Origin of the sequence: Ornatilinea apprima, assembly GCF_001306115.1 — a bacterium.
Classification (GTDB): Bacteria; Chloroflexota; Anaerolineae; order Anaerolineales; family Anaerolineaceae; genus Ornatilinea; species Ornatilinea apprima.
In genome coordinates, this window is record NZ_LGCL01000004.1 from 46,881 (window position 1) to 65,081 (window position 18,201).

The following is an 18,201-nucleotide window of genomic DNA, read 5'->3' on the forward strand; positions in this document are numbered from 1 at the left end:
ATTGTACCAACAGTTTCGCGTTATTCTTCGATGCGCGTCTGCACAGCGCGCACCGCGCTGCGCCAGTGGTAGGTATCGGTCTTTTCATCGTAGCCCTGGCAGGTGATCAGCGTTACCCAGGGAAAGTCTTCGGATTGTAGCACCGAGAAGTTATCCGCGCTTAAGAAGCGCTGCACCTCGCGCACTTCATACACATAGCGCAGCCCGCCGTAGTGGATGATGATCTCATCGCCCCATTTCAGCGAGGTCAGGTTGAGGAATGGACCCGGTTTGCCAAAGGCGTCGTAGACGTGCGCGGTGATGCCGGTATTGCCGGCGTGAGTGGGGAAGGCGGTATTCTCCAGGTAACCGGCGTTGCCGCCCAGCCAGTCCAGATTCCATTCACCATGCACAATCGGCACGCCCAGAATGGGCACCTTCACGTTCAAGGCCGGAATTTCCAGCAGCAGGTCCTGGCTCTGGTCGTATTCCACCCACGGCCGCCCGCTCAAATCGGTGATTTTACCAGGGGCAAAGCCGGTCAGCGGCAGCGCTTCGGGCCAGTTCGACCAGGTTTCGGTGGCGCTGGCCGCCTCGACTTCCGTTTCTCCTTCGATCAAGCCATTGCCGTTGCGGTCTACATCGATAGTGGCGCGATTGTTGATCTCATGCTCGCCTTCCAGCACGCGCAAATTGAAGGTAATGGTCAGCTCGTTTTCTGCCAGCGCCGGGTCGGTGATCCCCAGGTCTGGCCCCAGGGCGCCCTCCCACACAATGCGCCCGCGCGGATAGGTAAGTGTTGGGCCTTCGTAGTAGCACCAGGTGGTGAAAGTCGCGCTGAGACTGATTGTGGGGCTGATCTCTTTAGGGTCTATGATTCCCAGAGGGTTACAAACCACACCCACATCGGTCGAGCCAGCCGGCGCGCCATCGGGAATACCGGTGCCGCTGGGCAGCCCGGAAGCCTCATACACCGCGCCAGAGGGGATGGGGTCTGAAACGCGCGCGCCGACGTTGACGATATTGGAATTGTTGATCCACACCATCGTCCACTGCAGGAGCGGCATGCCAAAAGAATCGTAGGTCTTGATGCCGTACGGCGGGTCAAACAGGTCCGCGCCAAAGTCCACCGGGGTGGGATCGTTGTTATCGGTGGGGTCGCCATCGTAGTCGGGGTCGGGGTTGGCGCCGTTGTGAGAGGTATCGCTCACCGGGCTTTCAGACGGTGAAATCGCGCTGGCGGCGGCCGTGTTGTTGAACGGACCGCCGTCCGCGGGGGTTACGCGCACCACCAGGGTAATGCTTCCCTGTTCTCCAAACGCCAGGCTGTCTGTTCCGTCCAACAAGTTCGCATCGGTCCGTCCATCATAGGCGGAATTGACGGTGAAATCGTCACTGGTGAGCGATTGCACCGCAAAGGGCGACTCAGGCGGAAATACCGCCGAGAGATCGTCAGTAACCTGGATAGAACTGAGGGTTACATTGCCATAATTTCGTACCAGAATTTCAAAAGTAACATCCCACACGCCGGGGGTTATCTCTGCGGGCGAACCTGTCACGCGTTTGGCGACTCCGATCCGCGCGGTTTCTGCCAGGGTTTGCGTGTCGTCGTCGCTGCCGGTTACATCATCCCCCTCCGGCGGGGTGGCAGTCACTTCGGCGGTGTTGGTGAACGTACCCGCGTCGATATCCGCCTGGGTGAGGGTGTAGACGCCGGTGAAGGTGTCGCTGTCGCTGTCGTCCGGATCCAGGCTGGTGATGGGCCCGCCAGCGAGGGTGATGCCGCCCACTGTGTCGGCCAGGGTAATATCCGTGAGGGTTACATTGCCGGTATTGCTCACCGTGAACGCATAACGGATCGTGTCGCCCACATCGGCGCGGTCATCCGGGGCAACCACGTCCATATTCAGCGTGCCGGTTTTTTCCAGCGTGATCGCGGGCACATCCGTGAGCAGTTGGGTGTCATCGTCGCTGTCCGTAACCGGGCTGCCGCTCGGCGGGGTGCCGCTGACCTGGGCAGTGTTGGTAAAGGTGCCCGAATCGATAACCTCCTGGGTAAGTGTGTAGCTGCCGGTGTAGTTGGTATTGTTGCTTGCCCCAGGCTCCAGGCTGGCAATCGGGCTGCCGGTGAGGGTAATGCCGCCCACCGTTTCCGTTACCGTCAGGTTGGTGAGGGTTACATTGCCGGTGTTGGTGACGGCAAAGACATAGGTAATGATTTCACCCTCGTCCGGCTCTCCATCCGGGCCGTCGTTCAACGTGCCGGTTTTTTGCAGCGCAACCGAGGGGGCGGGGTCAAGGGTTTGGGTATCGCCATCGCTGTCATTGACGGTTGGGCCGCCCGGCGTGGTGCCGGTGACGGTGGCCGTGTTGGTAAACGTTCCCGCGTTCACATCCGCCTGGGTGAGGGTATAGGTGCCGGTAAAGGCGGTGCTGTTGCTGGCGCCGGGGGCCAGGGTGATCGGTCCGCCGCTCTCAGTGATTTTTGGATCACTGAGCGTGACGCCGCTGAGGGTTACATTGCCGGTATTGGTCACCGTAAAGGCATAAGTAATCGTATCGCCTGCGTCGGCGCGGCTGTTGGCGCCCAGGTTGAGCGTGCCAGTTTTGACCAGTTCAATAGAAGGTACCGGGATGATCGTCTGGGTGTCATCGTCCGCATCGGTTACATTGGGCCCGCTGGGCGGGGTGCCGGTGACCGTGGCGGTGTTGGTGAACGTCCCTGCGTCCACATTCGTCTGATTGAGCGTGTAGCTGCCGGTAAAGGTGCTGCTGTTGCTCGCGCCGGGGGCCAGGCTGGCAATCGGACCGCCGCTGATGGATATGCCGCCCACCGTATCGGCCAGGGTAATGTTAGTGAGGGTTACGTTGCCGGTATTGGTGACCGTAAAGGCGTAGCTGATGGTGTCGCCGGGGTTGGCAATGCCATTGGGAGCCGAGGCGTTCAGGTTGAGCGTGCCGGTTTTTTGCAGGTCAATCGATGCCGCGGGCGTCAGGGTTTGGGTGTCGTTGTCGGTGTCGCTGACGATGTTGCCCACCGGCGGCGCACCGGTCACCGAGGCGGTGTTGGTAAAGTTACCCGCGTTCACGTCCGCCTGGGTGAGGGTGTAGCTGCCGGTGAAGGTGGTGCTGTCGCTGGCGAGGGGTGCCAGGCTGGCAATCGGCCCGCCGCTGATGCTCACCCCGCCCACAATGTCGATCAGGGTGATGTTGTTGAGGGTCACTTCGCCCGTATTGGTGACGGTGAAGGCGTAGGTGATGGTATCCCCGGCGTCGGCGCGGCCGTTGGCGCCCAGGTTGAGCGTGCCGGTCTTGGCCAGGTCAATTTTGGGCGTCTGAGTGATCACTTCGGCGGTGCTGCTCACCGGGCTGGTCTGGTCGCTGTCGGCATAGGCTGTGTTGCTGAAGCCGCCCGCGGTGATGTCATCCGCGGTGACGTCGTGGGATGCCGCACAGGAGAGAATCTGTCCGGTGGTCAGGGTGGCTGGCTGGGCAGGCGTGCAGGCGCCCAGGGTTACGCCCGTACCGGGGTCGGTGATGGTTACCCCGGTGAGGGTCTGGTCGCCGGTGTTGATGGCGGAAATATCGTAGGTGATGGTTTTGCCGACTGTGTTATATGGGCCGTTGGACGTAACCTGCTTGTACACTTCCAGGCGGGCGTTGTCTTTAATCTCCACGGTTACCGAGTCCGTCACCGGGTCCGTTTCGCTGCTGTCGCCGGTGGCGGTGTTGGTAAAGGTGCCCGCATCCACATCGGCCTGGGTGACCACATGGCTGGCCGGGCAGCTCATCGACTGTCCGCTGGTCAGCGTGGCGGGTTGAGGCGGGGTGCAGGCGCCCAAGACCATGCCGGGGTCGGCCACACCCACATTGTTGAGCGTACCCGAACCAATATTGGTCACGGTGATGGTGTAATTGAGTGTGTCGCCCAACTCATAGGGACCAGCAGTGGTGATGACTTTACTGATTCCCAGAATATTCGTTTGATCTGTGGGCACCGTAACGGAGTCGGTTACCGGCCCGATCTGGTCGCTGTCGGCGGAGGCCGTGTTGGTGTATGATCCTGCCGCGGCTTCGTCCGCGGTTACAATGTGGGTAGCCGGGCAGGTGAGAGATTCACCGGGGGCCAGGCTGGCCGGTTGGGGCGGGGTGCAGGTTCCCAAAACCACGCCGGGGTCGCTGATTTCCACGCCGGTGAGCGGCACATCGCCGGTGTTGGTAGCCGTCAGGGTATACGCCAGGGTGTCACCGTCGGTGTAGGGGGCTTCGCTGGAACCCGCCACATCGAAAGTCTTTACCATCTGCATGGTGGGGGCGGCGTTGACGGTCAACGTGTCAGTGGCCGGTTCTGTATTGGTGGCGCCTTCCGCGGTGGTAACCGTATTCTTGCCAATCGTGTTGTTATAGGTTCCCGCCGCGCTGGCCGTAACCGGAACGGTAATGTTGCAGGTGGTATTGGGGCCGGGGGCAATACTGCCCGCGCCCAGGGAAATGGTATTGGTGCCGGGCGCGGCGGTGAGCAGGCCATTACAGGCGTTGGTGGGCGACGGTGAACTGGCGATGGTGAGGCCGGCGGGCAGCGTATCGACCATGCCCAAATTCGAGAGGGCGATATTGCCGGTGTTCTTAATCTGGATGGTTAACAGTGATGTCTCGCCCAGAATCATGCTGGTGGGGGCGAAGTATTTGGAAATGCTCACGCCCGGCAGGTTGGTTAAGGAAGCCTGAGCCGGTTGGCTGTTCTTGGCGCCGTTAAACGAGGTTACGCCCTCAGCGGGGATGGTGTTGGTGCGGTTGCCGTTGACGTTCATCGTCACGCTGAGGGTCAGAGTGCAGCGCTTGTTGGCCGCCAGGCTGCCCCCGCTGAAGCTAAAGCTGCCCGCGCCTGGCACAGCCGTCAGCGTGCCGCCGCAGGTGCCGGTGGAGACATCCGCCGGGTTAGCCACGTACATGCCGGTTGGCATGCTGTCGGTAAAGGCGATGCCGGTCAGGGGGGTGTTGTTGGGGTTGATCAACTGCACGCTCATGGTTGAAGACGAGCCGCCAAACACGGTCAGCGGGTCAAAGCCTTTGACCACCCCCAGGGTAAGGCTGCTGACGGTGAGCTGCGCGGTGGCGTTCGCCACGGGTCTGATCACCGTGCCCGCGCCCTGGATGGTGCCAGAGACGTTGGTGCGGTAGAGGGTATTGGTCTTGTCGCCAGGCGTGGTGGAAGGGGAGGATACCACATCCACACTGACGGTACAGATTCCGGCGATGCCGCCCACCTGGGCCGGGACGCTGCCTCCGCTCAGGGAGATAATTTGCGAGCCAGAGTCAGCCGTCACCGTGCCGCCGCAAGTAGTGGACTTATTGGATGGGTTGGCGACGGTAAAACTGGTGCCGCCCATGGTATTGAGGTTGTCCTGGGTGATGGCGACATTGATCAGGGGGGCGGTATTGGTGTTGCGCAGGGTAATGGTGAGGGTAGACCGCCCGCCCGGCGCGACCTGGCTGGGATAAAAGGCCTTGCTGATCGTCATGTTGCTGACGGTGAGGTCATCGATTAAGTTATTGGGCGGACGCTGGCCCTGGTCATTGCTGATCTGGGTGGCGGCGTTGATGGTGTTGGAATACAGCCCGGAAACGCTGCTGGTTACATACACATCGATGGTACAGTTACCGCCCATAGCAATGCTGCCGCCCGTCAGGGTGATGGTGCCTTCCCCGGTGTTGGCAGTGAGCGTGCCGCCGCAGGAATTGGACGCCGCGGTGGAGTTGCTGATGGTGATGTTGGTGGGCAGCACATCGGTTACAGTCAAGCCGGTGATGGCCTCGTCGGCCGGGGCGGTGAGGTAGATTCTCAGGCGCGAGTTACCACCCGCGCTGATAATATCGGGAGAAAAGGTTTTCGAGCTGCCGGTCATCCCCTGACCGGTGGGATAGACCGTTACCGACCGCGAAGCGCTGCTCAGGTTGGTCAGGCCTTCCACCGTGGTGATGGAGTTGGCATTAATCGTATTGGTATAGCTGGCATTGGCTGGCGCCGTCACCTTGACCGAGAAGGTGCATGTGCCCGGCACAGAGACGGTTCCGGAGGGAATCGCCGCTCCGCTGGCATCCAGGCCGGAAAGGGTCAGCGTGGAAGGGCTGCCCACCACGGCAACCGCCTGTCCGTTGGCGCAGGTGGTGGCCACCGTGGCCGGGTCGGGCACCAGGCCAGAGGGCAGGTTATCAACTAACTGGGTTACATGCAGCGGCGAACTGGTGCTGTTTTGGAGCGTGACAATCAGCGTAGACTGCCCGCCCTGCTCGAAAGAAGTTGGCGAGAAGGTTTTAACCACCCCAATGCTTAAGGGCTGCACGTTCAAGGTCGCGCTGGCCGGCAGCACGTTGGTAAAGCCGGGCACATCTGAACTTAAAGACCCGGCGGGAATCTCGTTGAGATGGGAACTGGTTAAGATCGTGTCGGGGGTGGTGATCTGAGCGGTAATGGTGCAGGTTCCGGGAGAAGACACCGTGCCGGAAGGCACCGTTGCGCCGGTCAGGCGCACGGTATCATCCGTGCGGCTGGTGGTGGCGATGGATACCGATCCACCCACGCAGGTGGTGGTGGGCGTTCCGGTAACGTACAAAGCCGCGCCGGGCATCACATCATCCAGCGCCACGCCCGTGTATGGCGTTCCGGTGGGGTTACGCAGCGTGATGGTGAGAGTGCTGATTTCCCCCGCCAGTATGGTGGTGGGCGAAAACGACTTTACCAGGCCAACAGCCTGAACATTCAGGTTGGCCTGGGCCGGTGTGGCGTTGGTGACCCCCTGGCGGGTTTGCACCGCGCTGGCCGGAATGGTGTTGGTATATTCGCCCTGCGTGAACGAGGTTACATTGACGGCGATTGAACAGGTGGTATTGGGGCTGATTTGCGCGTTAGCGATGGACAGGTTGTCCGTTCCGGCAACCGCGGTCAGCACGGCGGATCCTCCGCAGTTGCTGAGCGAAGGGCTGACTGTGCTGGCCAGCACCACGTTGTGCGGTTCGGGGTCGTTCAACACATCAGCAAGGGATACTTCGGTGAGATTGTGCGAGGAATCGTTGTTGCGAATGGTGATCGTCAGACGGCTGGTCTGCCCCACCCAGATAGTGTTGGGCGCGAACGCCTTGGTTACCGAAGGGGCTTGAATGGTATCCACATTGATGGTGGCGCTGGCCGGGTCGGTGTTGCTGACCGTGCCCAGGTTGCCGGTGGCAGACAGGTTGCCCCCCGCGATGGTGTTGATTAAGTTACCGGGCGTGATGGAAGAAACATCCACTTCCACGGTGCACACGCCGTTGATTTCACCCACTTTGGCCGGCACGGTGGCGTTGGCCAGAGTGAGCGTGCTGCTGCCGGCCACCGCGGTCACTTCCGGGGCGGTTCCGCAGTTGGATGTGCTGACGTTCGGAGGGTTGGCAATGTATAAACCGGGCTGCACGCCCTCCAGGTTGTCCGTCCAGGAGGCGGTGGTCAGGTCAAATGAATTCGCGTTGTAGATGGAAACGCTGAGGCGGGAAATATCCCCGGGCGAGATGGAGATGGGGTTGAACTGCTTGTTGATCTCGGCGTTGTAGTCAAATGTGGCCACCGAGAGTTCGTCACTCGCGGCAGCTTCGTTGGATACATTACTCCCGTCGATATAACCGGTCACATCTTCGGCGGCCACGGTGACTGTTTTATTGCCGGATGTAGACGGCTGCACGCTGACCGTGACCGCGCAGCTGCCGCCGGACGCTACAACCCCGCTGCTCAGGCTGATGCTGGACTCGCCGGGATTGGCCGTGATGCTTGCTCCACCACAGCCGGTTTGCGCCAGGTTGACCGGATCGGCCAAAGATAACCCGGCGGGGAAGGTGTTGCTGAAAGCCAGGCCGGTCAGGTCGTGGGTCGCGTTCGCATTGGTGACGGTAAACGTCAAACGCGAGACACTCTTCAGCGCGATCGTGCTGGGCGAAAATTCCACCGCGACGGATACATCTGCGGATGGCGTTTGCGCCAAAACCGGCGCAGCCGCGAACGGGCTGAACAATCCAATGAGCAGGCAAGCTGTGAGCAGGCAGTGAAACGATCGGTGCATCGGCTCCTCCAACGATAAGAAAAATTTACGAATTGAGGGAAAAAACTATCCGGGCAAAAAAGCCAGCCAGCAGAGTGCAAGTTAACGTCCAGCCCCGGCGCACTTCACCTTTTTGCACTCTCTCCATTGTATGGAAGAATGAAAAAGAAATGCGTTAATTTGACATAAATTGTCCAAAAGTAATGAAATTATTACCAACCGCAATCACGCCCTTTAGAGCGCGTTGGTATTGAGGTACGCCAGCGCCTGGTTTTTCTCGTCGCTCATCACAATCGTCAGGTGAGCGCCGGGCGCGAAATCGGCCACGCGGATCAGGCGCAGCGCGCCGCATAATTTTTCATCCACGTCAACAAACTCGTCCACGCAGTTGGGCGCCTCGTAGAAAAAGGCGCGGTTGAACTGCGCTTTTTCATCGTCCAGCAGCACGGCCAGCGGGTAAATTTGCGCTTCCAGTAAATCCTGGAAGAAGTGCGTGCCCAGTGAAGGCTCCGGTTCGGGGCCCACATCTTTTCCGGCCAGTTCCACCAGGGCGCGCGTGTTGTAGATGTCGCCGTAACCAATCGGCACGCCCAAATCGGAGTTGGAACTGCCCCAGCGCCCCGGCCCCACGCTGATGTAGCGCTTGCCTTCCAGGGCGCGGTTCACCCGCCCAATGGCGTGGCTTAACTCGTGGCGCGCGTTGAGGGTGGGCAGGGCAAAATAGCCCTGCGGGGGCACAAACAGCACATAGTCCACCCCATCCACAAAGCCTTCGGGCACCATAAAGTGGGTGCGGAAGATCACCTGCTCGGGGTTAACCTGCTCGGGGAAAGGCCGCTGGGCGGTGCCGATCAGGTGGCTTTGCGGGCGGCACTGCAGCACGGTAATGCACAGGTCGGGTTGGGCCGACTCGCTGTTGTCGCTCACCCCCAGGGTGAACTCCAAATCCACCGGGGCGCGGTACTGGGTCTCCAACGTGCGTAGAATGGTGCGCATGTGGCGCGCGAAGGATGTGCGCTTGAGCAGTTCGTCAAAGGTCAGCACCAGGCGTTTGGGGTCGCTCATTAATGCCGAGCGCAAGGGCAAAAAGTAACCGTCTTCTTCCACCTGAGCCAGGTAGCGCACCGGCGGGTAGCGCGTGGTGAGCACGTCGTGAATGGGCAGGGTGTGAAAGCGGTTTTCCTGCAGGTCAATCAGATCAACGTAGCGCTGCGAATACTGGCTGATAGCCTTAACATTGGTGGAAGGCCGCAGCGTGGGGTGGCTGAGCGCCACCAGGCGCGGGTAATCGTTACCCACGCGGTCCACGGCGCGCGTGCCCATGCCCCACACCATGCGCACAAAACCGTCTTCGCGGTTGATCTGCGGCGACCAGCGGTACAGGTTGCGGCTGAAGGCCACCCCGGCGGCGTGCGGCAGGTAGTAGCGTCCAAACTGCTCGCCCTGCACCACCTGAATCAGCACGGCCATACGCTCGTCGTAGTCGGCCAGGCCTTTGCTGGCGCGGTAGACCAGCGCGTTGGGGTTGAGCGTGGAGCCAAAAATGCGCCCGATGGCGCGCGTGAGCGCGCGCAGGTTCTCTTGCTGGGTAGCCTGGTTGGGCAGGAACACGCTTTCATACTTGCCCGCGAAGGCCGTGCCAAAGTTATCTTCCAGCAGGCTGGAAGAGCGCACAATCAGCGGGCTTTTTCCCACCGAGGCCAGCAGGCCCTGCAGGCGTTCCAGCACGTCTGGCGGAAACTCACCCGACTCAAAATCTTCGATGATGTGCGGGTAATCCACGCGCATCTCTTCTTCAGTTTTGTACTTCTGGTCGTTCCAGTGGAAGAGATTGTTGATGTTCATGAAGGAATACATCACGTCGGAACCCACATAATACGATTCCGCCGCGTTCAAACAGTCCAACAACTCTTCATCCGCCAGCTCGCGCAGAATGCGAATGGCCAGCAGCATGCCGGCCGCCTTGCCGCCGATCTTTCCACCGCCGATCTTGCGCTTGTAGATCTCGGCCAAGTCTTCAATGGTGAACCACTCTTTGGCAATGTTGATATAACGCAGTTGGTCGCTGATCAGTGAGCGGATCAGCACCACCTTGCATTCCAGCAAGCGCGCCTCCATTTTGGAGCGTTCTTCATAGGGCAGGCGCTCAATCGTCATGGCCTGCTCAAAGACCTTTTCAATGGGAGACAGCTCGGGGTTTATGGACAGCAGGCTATCTTTTTCGGCCACACCGCGCTCTAGCAGCACCTGGTTGACAATGTCGCTGAACTCTTCAAAGGTCAGTCGCTGGCTGAAGAGCAAATCGGTGAGGTAATCGCGCACTTTGGCCAGGCGCTGATCCCACACCGGCGCGGGTTCCTCATACAGCGGGTCGAGCAGGCCCTCGCGTTTTTGCGAGCGGATGGCCATTTTGCGCGCGCGCGCCTCGAAGGTAACCCGGTCAATAATACCGCGCTCAATTAACCGCTTGCGCATGCGCGAGCGGATGCGGCTGCTCAGGATGGGGTACTGCGACAGGCCCAGGTGAATGCTGAGCAAAAAATCGGATGAGGATGTGGGGGGCAGGGTCACAGCGCCTCCGGTGTTAAAAAGCTCCCTGTCCTTGGGAAGGGAGCTTCAATCAAATCTTCTAACCATTTTTCCAATTGGACACCAGTAATTCCACCGTTTTTCGCCCTCGCGTGCGGGTTAGCCCAGGTGCATGGGCATGATCACATGGGTAAAGTCTTCGCTGCCTACCGCTTTGATCACGCCGGGGGTGTTGTTGGCGTTGGTCTCCAGCGCCACGCTGGGCGATTTGATCACGTCCAGCACCTCGCGCAGATAGCGCACGTTGAAGGCGATCACCAGCCCGCCGCCGGTGATGTTGGCATCCACCATTACCTCGCTGTTGCCGGTCTCTTCCGACTGCGCGGAAACTTCCACGCTGCCGGGGCCTTCTTCGCCGTTCTGGATGTTGAGGCGCACCACATAGTTGCCCTCGCGGGCGATAATCTCGGCCTGCTTGCAGGCCTTCTGGAAGGCGGCGGTGGCCATGATAGTGGAGGTTTTGGACGAGCGCGGAATGATGGCCTTGTAGTCGGGGAAGTTGCCTTCAATCAACTGCGAGACCAGTTCAATATCGTCAAAATGGAAGAGCACCTGCCCGCGTCCGGGCGGCACCACCATGGTTACCTTTTCATCGGTGTCGCTGGCGATGCGCGCCAGCTCGCTGAGCGCGCGCGCCGGGATGATGGCCGAGACCGGCCGTTCGCTGGGGGTGGAAAGGCGCGCCTTGCGCACCGAAATGCGGAAGCCATCGGTGGCGGCCATCGAGATCTCATGGTCAGAGACGGTCAGGTTCACGCCCTGCAGCACCGGGCGGGCTTCATCGGTGGAGGCGGCAAACACCACCTGCTGGATCATCTCTTTGAAGTCGGCCACGTTTAGCTCTGTGCCCGCGCTCAAATCGGGAACCGGCATGGGCGGGAATTCCTGCGCGTCAATGCCCTTGATATCGGTGTTGGATGAAGCGCAGCGAACGTTGAGCGTTTGGGTCTTTTCATTCAGGTCGAGCAGAACCGTCTCGTTGGGCAGGGTGTTGATCAGGTCGCTGAAGGTGCGCGAGGGAACTGTAACGGCGCCCTCTTCGCTGATCTGCGCGCCAATCCAGCAAGAGATACCCAATTCCAGATTGGTGGCAGACAGGCGTAATCGCCCTTCGTCGGTAGCGACCAGAATATTGGAAAGCACAGGTAAAGTGCTGCGCGGCGAAACAGCGCGAGATACCACACTCAGACCGTGTGCCAGTTGTTGTTGTGAGACAGATACTTTCATGATTCGCGGCCCTCTTCCTGAACTTTTTTTGTTAAACCAGTATATACCGGAATATTCCTGATTACCACATTATTATAAACCAAATGAAAGCAAGATTCTCGCGTGAATAGAAATGGGTTCGCGCGCCGGGGCGCAAATTCACTCACCCGAAATCATAGGTGGAAAGCCACGCGCAGGGTGGGAGCAGGGCGATCCAACGATATGGTTTCCGCAAATTGGCAAGCTCGCCCATAACCCACCGTTGATCATCAACGATCTTAAGTGACGTTCTTTGGTTTTCTGCCTGATGAAACGTTTCAATGCTCCGATTGGTGGGTTTCGGGCGGTTTGAAGCAGTAATGAAAGCATACCTTAAGGCCGCCCTTCACCCACCCTACCTTCGATCGAATTCATTGCCGATTAGTAGAGTGGGTGCAGAGCGATTCAACGATATGGTTTCCGCAAATTTACAAGCCCGCCCGTAGCCCACCATTGATCATCAACGATCTTCAGAGACATTTTTTACTTTTCCGCCTGCTGAAACGCTTCAATGTTCTCTACCCCTGCAGGTTTCGCATTTCAAATCAATTAAGGCTTGTGACTACTTTTTTCCATTCTTCTGGGCATACATCTGCTTATCCGCCTGCTTCAGGCCGTCATAAAAATGGTTAATATCTTTAATCTCAACCATTCCGTAGGAGATTTCAATTGGAAACTCGAAGGAATGGTCTTGCGCAAGCTGCTGCTCAATCCGCGACATAATGTCCTTGACCCAGGTGCGATCAATATCCTGGAAAATAATCAAGAACTCATCGCCGCCATAGCGCACCAGCAGATCATCTTTGCGAATGCAGCGATGCACCGTTTTGGACAGGGTAATCAGAACTTCATCGCCGGTTTTATGCCCGTAGGTATCATTGATATCTTTGAACATATCAATATCCAGCAATACCACGGTCAAAGCCTTTTTATAGCCCGTCTTTGCCTGTCTTTCCAGCCAGTGCTCCAGTGAGAGCCGCGAATAGCTGCCGGTGAGCGTATCGTGGTAGGCAAAAGCACGGAACTCTTCCTTGCTCTTTTCTACCTGGTTGATCATCAAATTGGCGTACTGAAGAATCCCTCGCCGGGCAAGCAGAAACAGCAGCATCTGACCCAGCAAATAGATCACCAAAAAGAAACCGATTCCCTGGCGGGTGGGGCCGACGATCTGTTTCAAAGGCGTTTGGACGCTCAGATAATGTTGGGAATCTGGCAGACATTCAAGGTAGTAAAGATTGCCCTCCTCTTTGACCACGCGGTAATCTTTTCCACTGCGCAGCACCGGTAGATTCAAGAAGGGCGATAAATCCGCTTCAGAAATGATCGAAACCTGAATTTCAGCGTTATTAAGCTGCTCAAGAATGGGATCAAGGGAATAGATCAGCACATCTTTGCCAAGGCACTGGTTTTCTTTCTTGACTTCCGACGATACCACCACGTAATGCTGACCGGCCTGGTTCAATACCGCAAATTCCGGAATATCATCCAGAAAAACAAATTCATCATCCACCGTTGGGCTGGCATCGGCTGCGCGATACGCTGCCAGAATTTTTCCCTCCACCACCCGGTAGGCGTATGCCAGGTTTTCCAATACGCGCACGCCTTCAACATATTTGGGCTGGGTGGATGCTTGCAGATCTTCCCAGGAAAGTTCCTGCTGGTGATATTCGGCCAGCTGGTCGCGAATCACCGAGCGGCTGGATACACTCTGCGCGCCTTCCGTGTTTTTTTCCAGAAACAGGTGAAACGATAGTGAGCGGGATTGGGCGGTCAGCACCCAATTGGAGACCAGCGTGTCTTCCAACTGCATCTCCAACGGCAAGAAGACCACCAGAATGGTCAGCAAAACGACCCCAATAAAGAACAGAAGGGTTAATAAGCGGGTTTTCTTGAGCAGATCGTGCATGATAATAGGATCAGCCGCGTTGAGAATTCAATCAATTTATAATAAGGAGCCACTGGCGCGCCATGTTTAACACTATATATTTTATTGGTTTATTTCAATATTAATTTTGGGTAAATTCCTCACGAAATTCGGGTAAATTTGGGGCGGTATCTGCCTTCACCCTGACGCAAGTTGGAGCTCAATAGTGAGATGGTTTTGCCTTAATGCCAATTGACCCGCCCTACAAGAGAAACCTCATTCTTCGGTAGGGGCGGACGGCCGTCCGCCCGAAAATTACCGGCATTGAGCAGCGGTAGGGTGGGAGCAGGGCGGGGCAGCCCATTCAAAGGTAAACCGGCGTAACCACCCGCCCGAATCCCACCATTAAGCTAACGGCGGGTTTCGGTCGGTTTGAGATTGATTTACCTCAAAACAGATATTCCGCCCTTCACCCGCCCTACGGGAGAATCCCGTTGGATGGGCAAAACAAACCACCCTCCCTAAAATGCGTTTTCCAGCATTTTGGGGAGGGCTTGGGGTGGGGTCCAAAATAGGCAGCCGCCGGGCTGGAGAGGCAAATTTCTTCATTATCCCCCGATTCCTATCAATGATACAATTAACCCAACTCTTACTCCTCAGGCTCAAACCATCATGTCCGAACAACCACCCTCCAGCGCGCTGCCACTCAACCAGGTCATCCTGGGGGATTGCCGCCAGGTGCTTGCCACCCTGCCCAAAAATTCGGTTGACCTGATCTTTGCTGACCCGCCCTATAACCTGCAACTGCGCGGTGAGCTGCACCGTCCTGACCTCTCGCGCGTGGATCGGGTGGATGACGAGTGGGACCAGTTTGAAGGCTTTGACACCTACGATCAGTTCACCGAGGAGTGGCTTTCTGCCTGCCGCAGAGTGCTCAAACCCGGCGGCACGCTGTGGGTCATCGGCACCTACCACAACATCTACCGCGTGGGCGGCATTCTGCAAAACCTGGGCTTCTGGATTCTCAACGACATCGTTTGGGTCAAAACCAACCCCATGCCCAACTTCCGCGGGGTGCGCTTCACCAATGCGCACGAGACGCTCATCTGGGCGGTAAAAGACCGCCGCGCGAAATACACCTTTAACTACCACGCCATGAAGTCACTCAACGACGGGCTGCAAATGCGCTCGGACTGGCACCTGCCCATCTGCACCGGGCGCAAGCGCCTGCGCGTGAACGGCGAAAAAGCCCATTCCACCCAAAAGCCTGAATCGCTGCTCTACCGCGTGCTGCTGGCCGCCAGCAACCCCGGCGATGTGATTCTGGACCCCTTCTTCGGCACCGGTACCAGCGGAGCGGTGGCCCAGCAGCTTGGCCGCCAGTGGATTGGCATTGAGCGCGACCCTCAGTATGTGGAAATCGCCCGCCAGCGCATCGCCAGCCTGCCTGCCGCCCCCGACGAAACCGCCCTGCGCGCCACCCCCAACCCGCGCCGCCAGCCGCGCATTGCTTTCGGCACGCTGCTGGAGGCCGGTCTGCTGCGGCCCGGCCAAACCTTATACTTCGGCGCGGAAGGCAGCCGCTCGGCCCAAATTTCCGCCGACGCCAGTTTAGAATATAATGGTCAGCGCGGCTCGATCCATCAGATCGCCCGCGCCATCCAACCTGGCCCGCGCAATGGCTGGCTGTGCTGGTTTTATGAAGACCCCCACACCGGCCAGCGCCGCCCGATTGACCACCTGAGACAGTTTATTCGTAACGCATAAGGATTGATTTGGAGACCCCATGAGCAAAATCCAAGCTTACCCTCAAACCGAATGGAGCCTGGCCGACCTGTTCCCCGCGGCCGGCAGCCCCGAATTGGAAGCCGCCTTTACCCAACTCGACAGCCTGACCGCCGAATTTGAGAAAATCCGCGAGCAGTTCGTTCCCGAAATTTCGGCTGAGATGTTCTTATCCACCATCAAGAAGATGGAAGAGATCAACCGCCTGGCCGCGCGCCTGGGCAGCTTCAGCGGGCTGTGGTACTCGGAAGACACACAAAACCAGGCAGCCCAGTCTTTGGAAGCCAAAGTGGACCAGTTCCTGGCCGGGCTGAGCAACCGCATGCTCTTCTTCAGCCTGTGGTGGAAAGATCTGGACGACGCGAATGCCCAGCGCCTGCTGGATGCCAGCGGCGACTACCGCTACTGGCTGGTGCAGATGCGTTCATTCAAACCCTTCACCCTCACCGAGCCGGAAGAAAAGATCATCAACATTAAAGACGTAACCGGCGCCAGCGCGCTGAACATGATCTACTCCACCATCACCAACCGCTATACCTTCAAGCTGGAAGTGGACGGCGAGGTGAAAGAGCTTTCGCGCGGCGAGCTGATGGTTTACGCCCGCCACCACGACCCCGATCTGCGCGCGCGCGCCTACCAGGAGTTGTACCGCGTCTACGGTGAAGACGCGCCCATTCTCGGCCAGATCTACCAGAACCTGGTGCGCGACTGGCGCAACGAGAATGTGGATCTGCGCGGTTTTGCCAACCCAATGGCCACCCGCAACCTGGCCAACGACATCCCCGATGAGGTAGTGAACACCCTGCTGGATGTCTGCCAGAAGAACGCCCCGGTCTTCCAGCGCTTTTTCAAGCTCAAAGCGCGTTGGCTGGGCGTGGAGCGCCTGCGTCGCTACGACGTCTACGCCCCGGTAGCCGTCTCGGATAAGCATTATGGGTTTGAGCAGGCCGCCGATATGGTGCTGTCGTCCTTCAACGAGTTCCACCCCCGGTTTGGTTCGCTGGCTGAGCGCGTCTTTGCCGACAAGCACCTGCACAGCACCATTCAAAAAGGCAAGCGCAGCGGCGCGTTCTGCGCCTATGTGGTACCCGAGATGACCCCCTACGTGCTGGTCAACTATCAGGGGCGCACCGACGATGTTTCCACCCTGGCACATGAGCTGGGGCATGCCATTCACAACATGCTCTCGGCGCACCACAGCATTTTCACCGCCCACGCCTGCCTGCCCCTGGCCGAGACCGCCTCAACCTTCGGCGAGATGATGCTGGTTGACCGCCTGCTGGCCGAAGAGACCGACGAGGCCGTGCGCCGCGATCTGCTCTTTGCCCAGGTGGACGACAACTACGCCACCATTCTGCGCCAGGCTTACTTTGCCCTCTTCGAGCGCAAAGCGCACGAGATGATCAAGAACGGCGCCTCGGTGGATGAACTGGCCGACGCCTACCTCAAGAACCTGCGCGAGCAGTTTGGCGACGCGGTAGAGATCAACGACGAGTTCCGCTGGGAGTGGGTTTCCATCCCGCACATTTACCACACCCCGTTCTATGTCTACGCCTATACCTTCGGGCAGCTGCTGGTGCTCTCGCTCTACAGCCAGTTCAAGGCTGAGGGCGAAGCCTTCAAACCGCGCTACATAGACCTGCTGGCGGCGGGCGGTTCGGCCGCGCCGATGGACGTGCTGGACAAAGCCGGCGTGGACGTGCGCCAGGCCGCTTTCTGGCAGGGCGGTTTCGACGTGGTCAGCGACATGATCGCCCAGCTCGAAGCCCTGCCGATGCCCCAATAACCTTTTTCTTGCTCCAACCAGGCCGGTTCCCATGCGGGGACCGGTTTTTGATTCATCATTTGCGCCCGTTCGCCGCCCACCCGATGATCGTTGAATTGTTGATTTTTTAGAAATCTCGCCGCGCAATGTGTGGTATATTATTCGCACCAAACCAATCTTCCCCGCAGAGCCTGCGGGGATAATCGATGGAGAAGTCATGTATTTCGTTATAGAAGGTGTCATTGGCGTCGGGAAAACCACCCTGGCGCGCTTGCTTCAGCCCTCGTTTGAGGCCAACCTGCTGCTGGAAGTCTTCGAAGAGAATCCCTTCTTGAATGATTTTTACAGCGACCGCGCCCGTTACGCGTTCCAAACGCAAATCTTCTTTCTGCTCAGCCGCTATCACCAGCAGAACAAAGGGGTTCCGGCGCTGATGGAACAAGGCCGTCACATCATCGGTGACTATACCTTTGATAAAGATTCGCTCTTCGCGCGCATCAACCTGCACGGCGATGAGCTGGAAATGTATTACCGTGTCCACGAAGCCCTGGGCGAGAAGATCACCCCGCCCGACCTGGTGGTTTACCTGCGCGCCTCCACCCGCACGCTCATGCAGCGCATCGCCCTGCGTGACCGCCCCTACGAGCGGCAGATGGAACGCGACTACATTGCCGATCTCAACCAGGCCTACGAAGATTATTTCGTTCACCAGGCCGAGAAGTTATCAATACCGGTGCTTGCCATCGATACCAACGATATCGACTTTGTGCGCAACCCGGAAGATTTAAGCGCGATTGAGAACCGCATTCGCCAGGTGCTGCACCTGCCGCCCTTCCAGCCCGAACTGCCCCTGGTGGGCGACGCGAGCTGACCTGAATTTACATCAGCCGGCGGTAACTGACCAG

7 protein-coding genes are annotated in these 18,201 nt (G+C 58.4%); 3 read left to right on the top strand and 4 right to left on the bottom strand.

Annotation, left to right across the window (positions count from 1 at the left end; translation table 11 throughout):
- Positions 1 to 20 precede the first annotated feature (20 nt).
- The 4 genes from ADN00_RS01580 to ADN00_RS01595 form a co-directional block, all read right to left on the bottom strand.
- Entirely contained in the window at positions 21 to 8,069 is an 8,049-nt protein-coding gene (locus ADN00_RS01580; RefSeq protein WP_075061203.1) for a DUF7507 domain-containing protein, read from the bottom strand.
- Positions 8,070 to 8,282: 213 nt separating this feature from the next.
- Positions 8,283 to 10,619, bottom strand: a complete 2,337-nt coding sequence (locus tag ADN00_RS01585) for a PEP/pyruvate-binding domain-containing protein (RefSeq protein WP_075061204.1) — start codon at positions 10,617 to 10,619, stop codon at positions 8,283 to 8,285.
- A 117-nt stretch (positions 10,620 to 10,736) separates the two neighbouring features.
- The gene (gene dnaN, locus ADN00_RS01590) at positions 10,737 to 11,864 is read right to left on the bottom strand and encodes a DNA polymerase III subunit beta (RefSeq protein WP_075061205.1); all 1,128 of its coding nucleotides are present in this window, start codon (positions 11,862 to 11,864) and stop codon (positions 10,737 to 10,739) included.
- 580 nt (positions 11,865 to 12,444) lie between these two features.
- Positions 12,445 to 13,788: a GGDEF domain-containing protein gene (locus tag ADN00_RS01595; protein WP_075061206.1), complete on the bottom strand. Its 1,344-nt coding sequence runs from the start codon at positions 13,786 to 13,788 to the stop codon at positions 12,445 to 12,447.
- A gap of 630 nt (positions 13,789 to 14,418) precedes the next feature.
- Between ADN00_RS01595 and ADN00_RS01600 the strand changes: the two genes are divergently transcribed.
- From ADN00_RS01600 to ADN00_RS01610, 3 genes are all read left to right on the top strand, one after another.
- The gene (locus tag ADN00_RS01600) at positions 14,419 to 15,513 is read left to right on the top strand and encodes a site-specific DNA-methyltransferase (RefSeq protein WP_075061207.1); all 1,095 of its coding nucleotides are present in this window, start codon (positions 14,419 to 14,421) and stop codon (positions 15,511 to 15,513) included.
- Positions 15,514 to 15,532: 19 nt separating this feature from the next.
- Positions 15,533 to 17,317: a M3 family oligoendopeptidase gene (locus tag ADN00_RS01605; RefSeq protein ID WP_075061208.1), complete on the top strand. Its 1,785-nt coding sequence runs from the start codon at positions 15,533 to 15,535 to the stop codon at positions 17,315 to 17,317.
- A 196-nt stretch (positions 17,318 to 17,513) separates the two neighbouring features.
- On the top strand, positions 17,514 to 18,167 hold the full coding sequence (locus ADN00_RS01610; RefSeq protein ID WP_075061209.1) for a deoxynucleoside kinase: 654 nt from the start codon (positions 17,514 to 17,516) through the stop codon (positions 18,165 to 18,167).
- Positions 18,168 to 18,201: the final 34 nt, after the last annotated feature.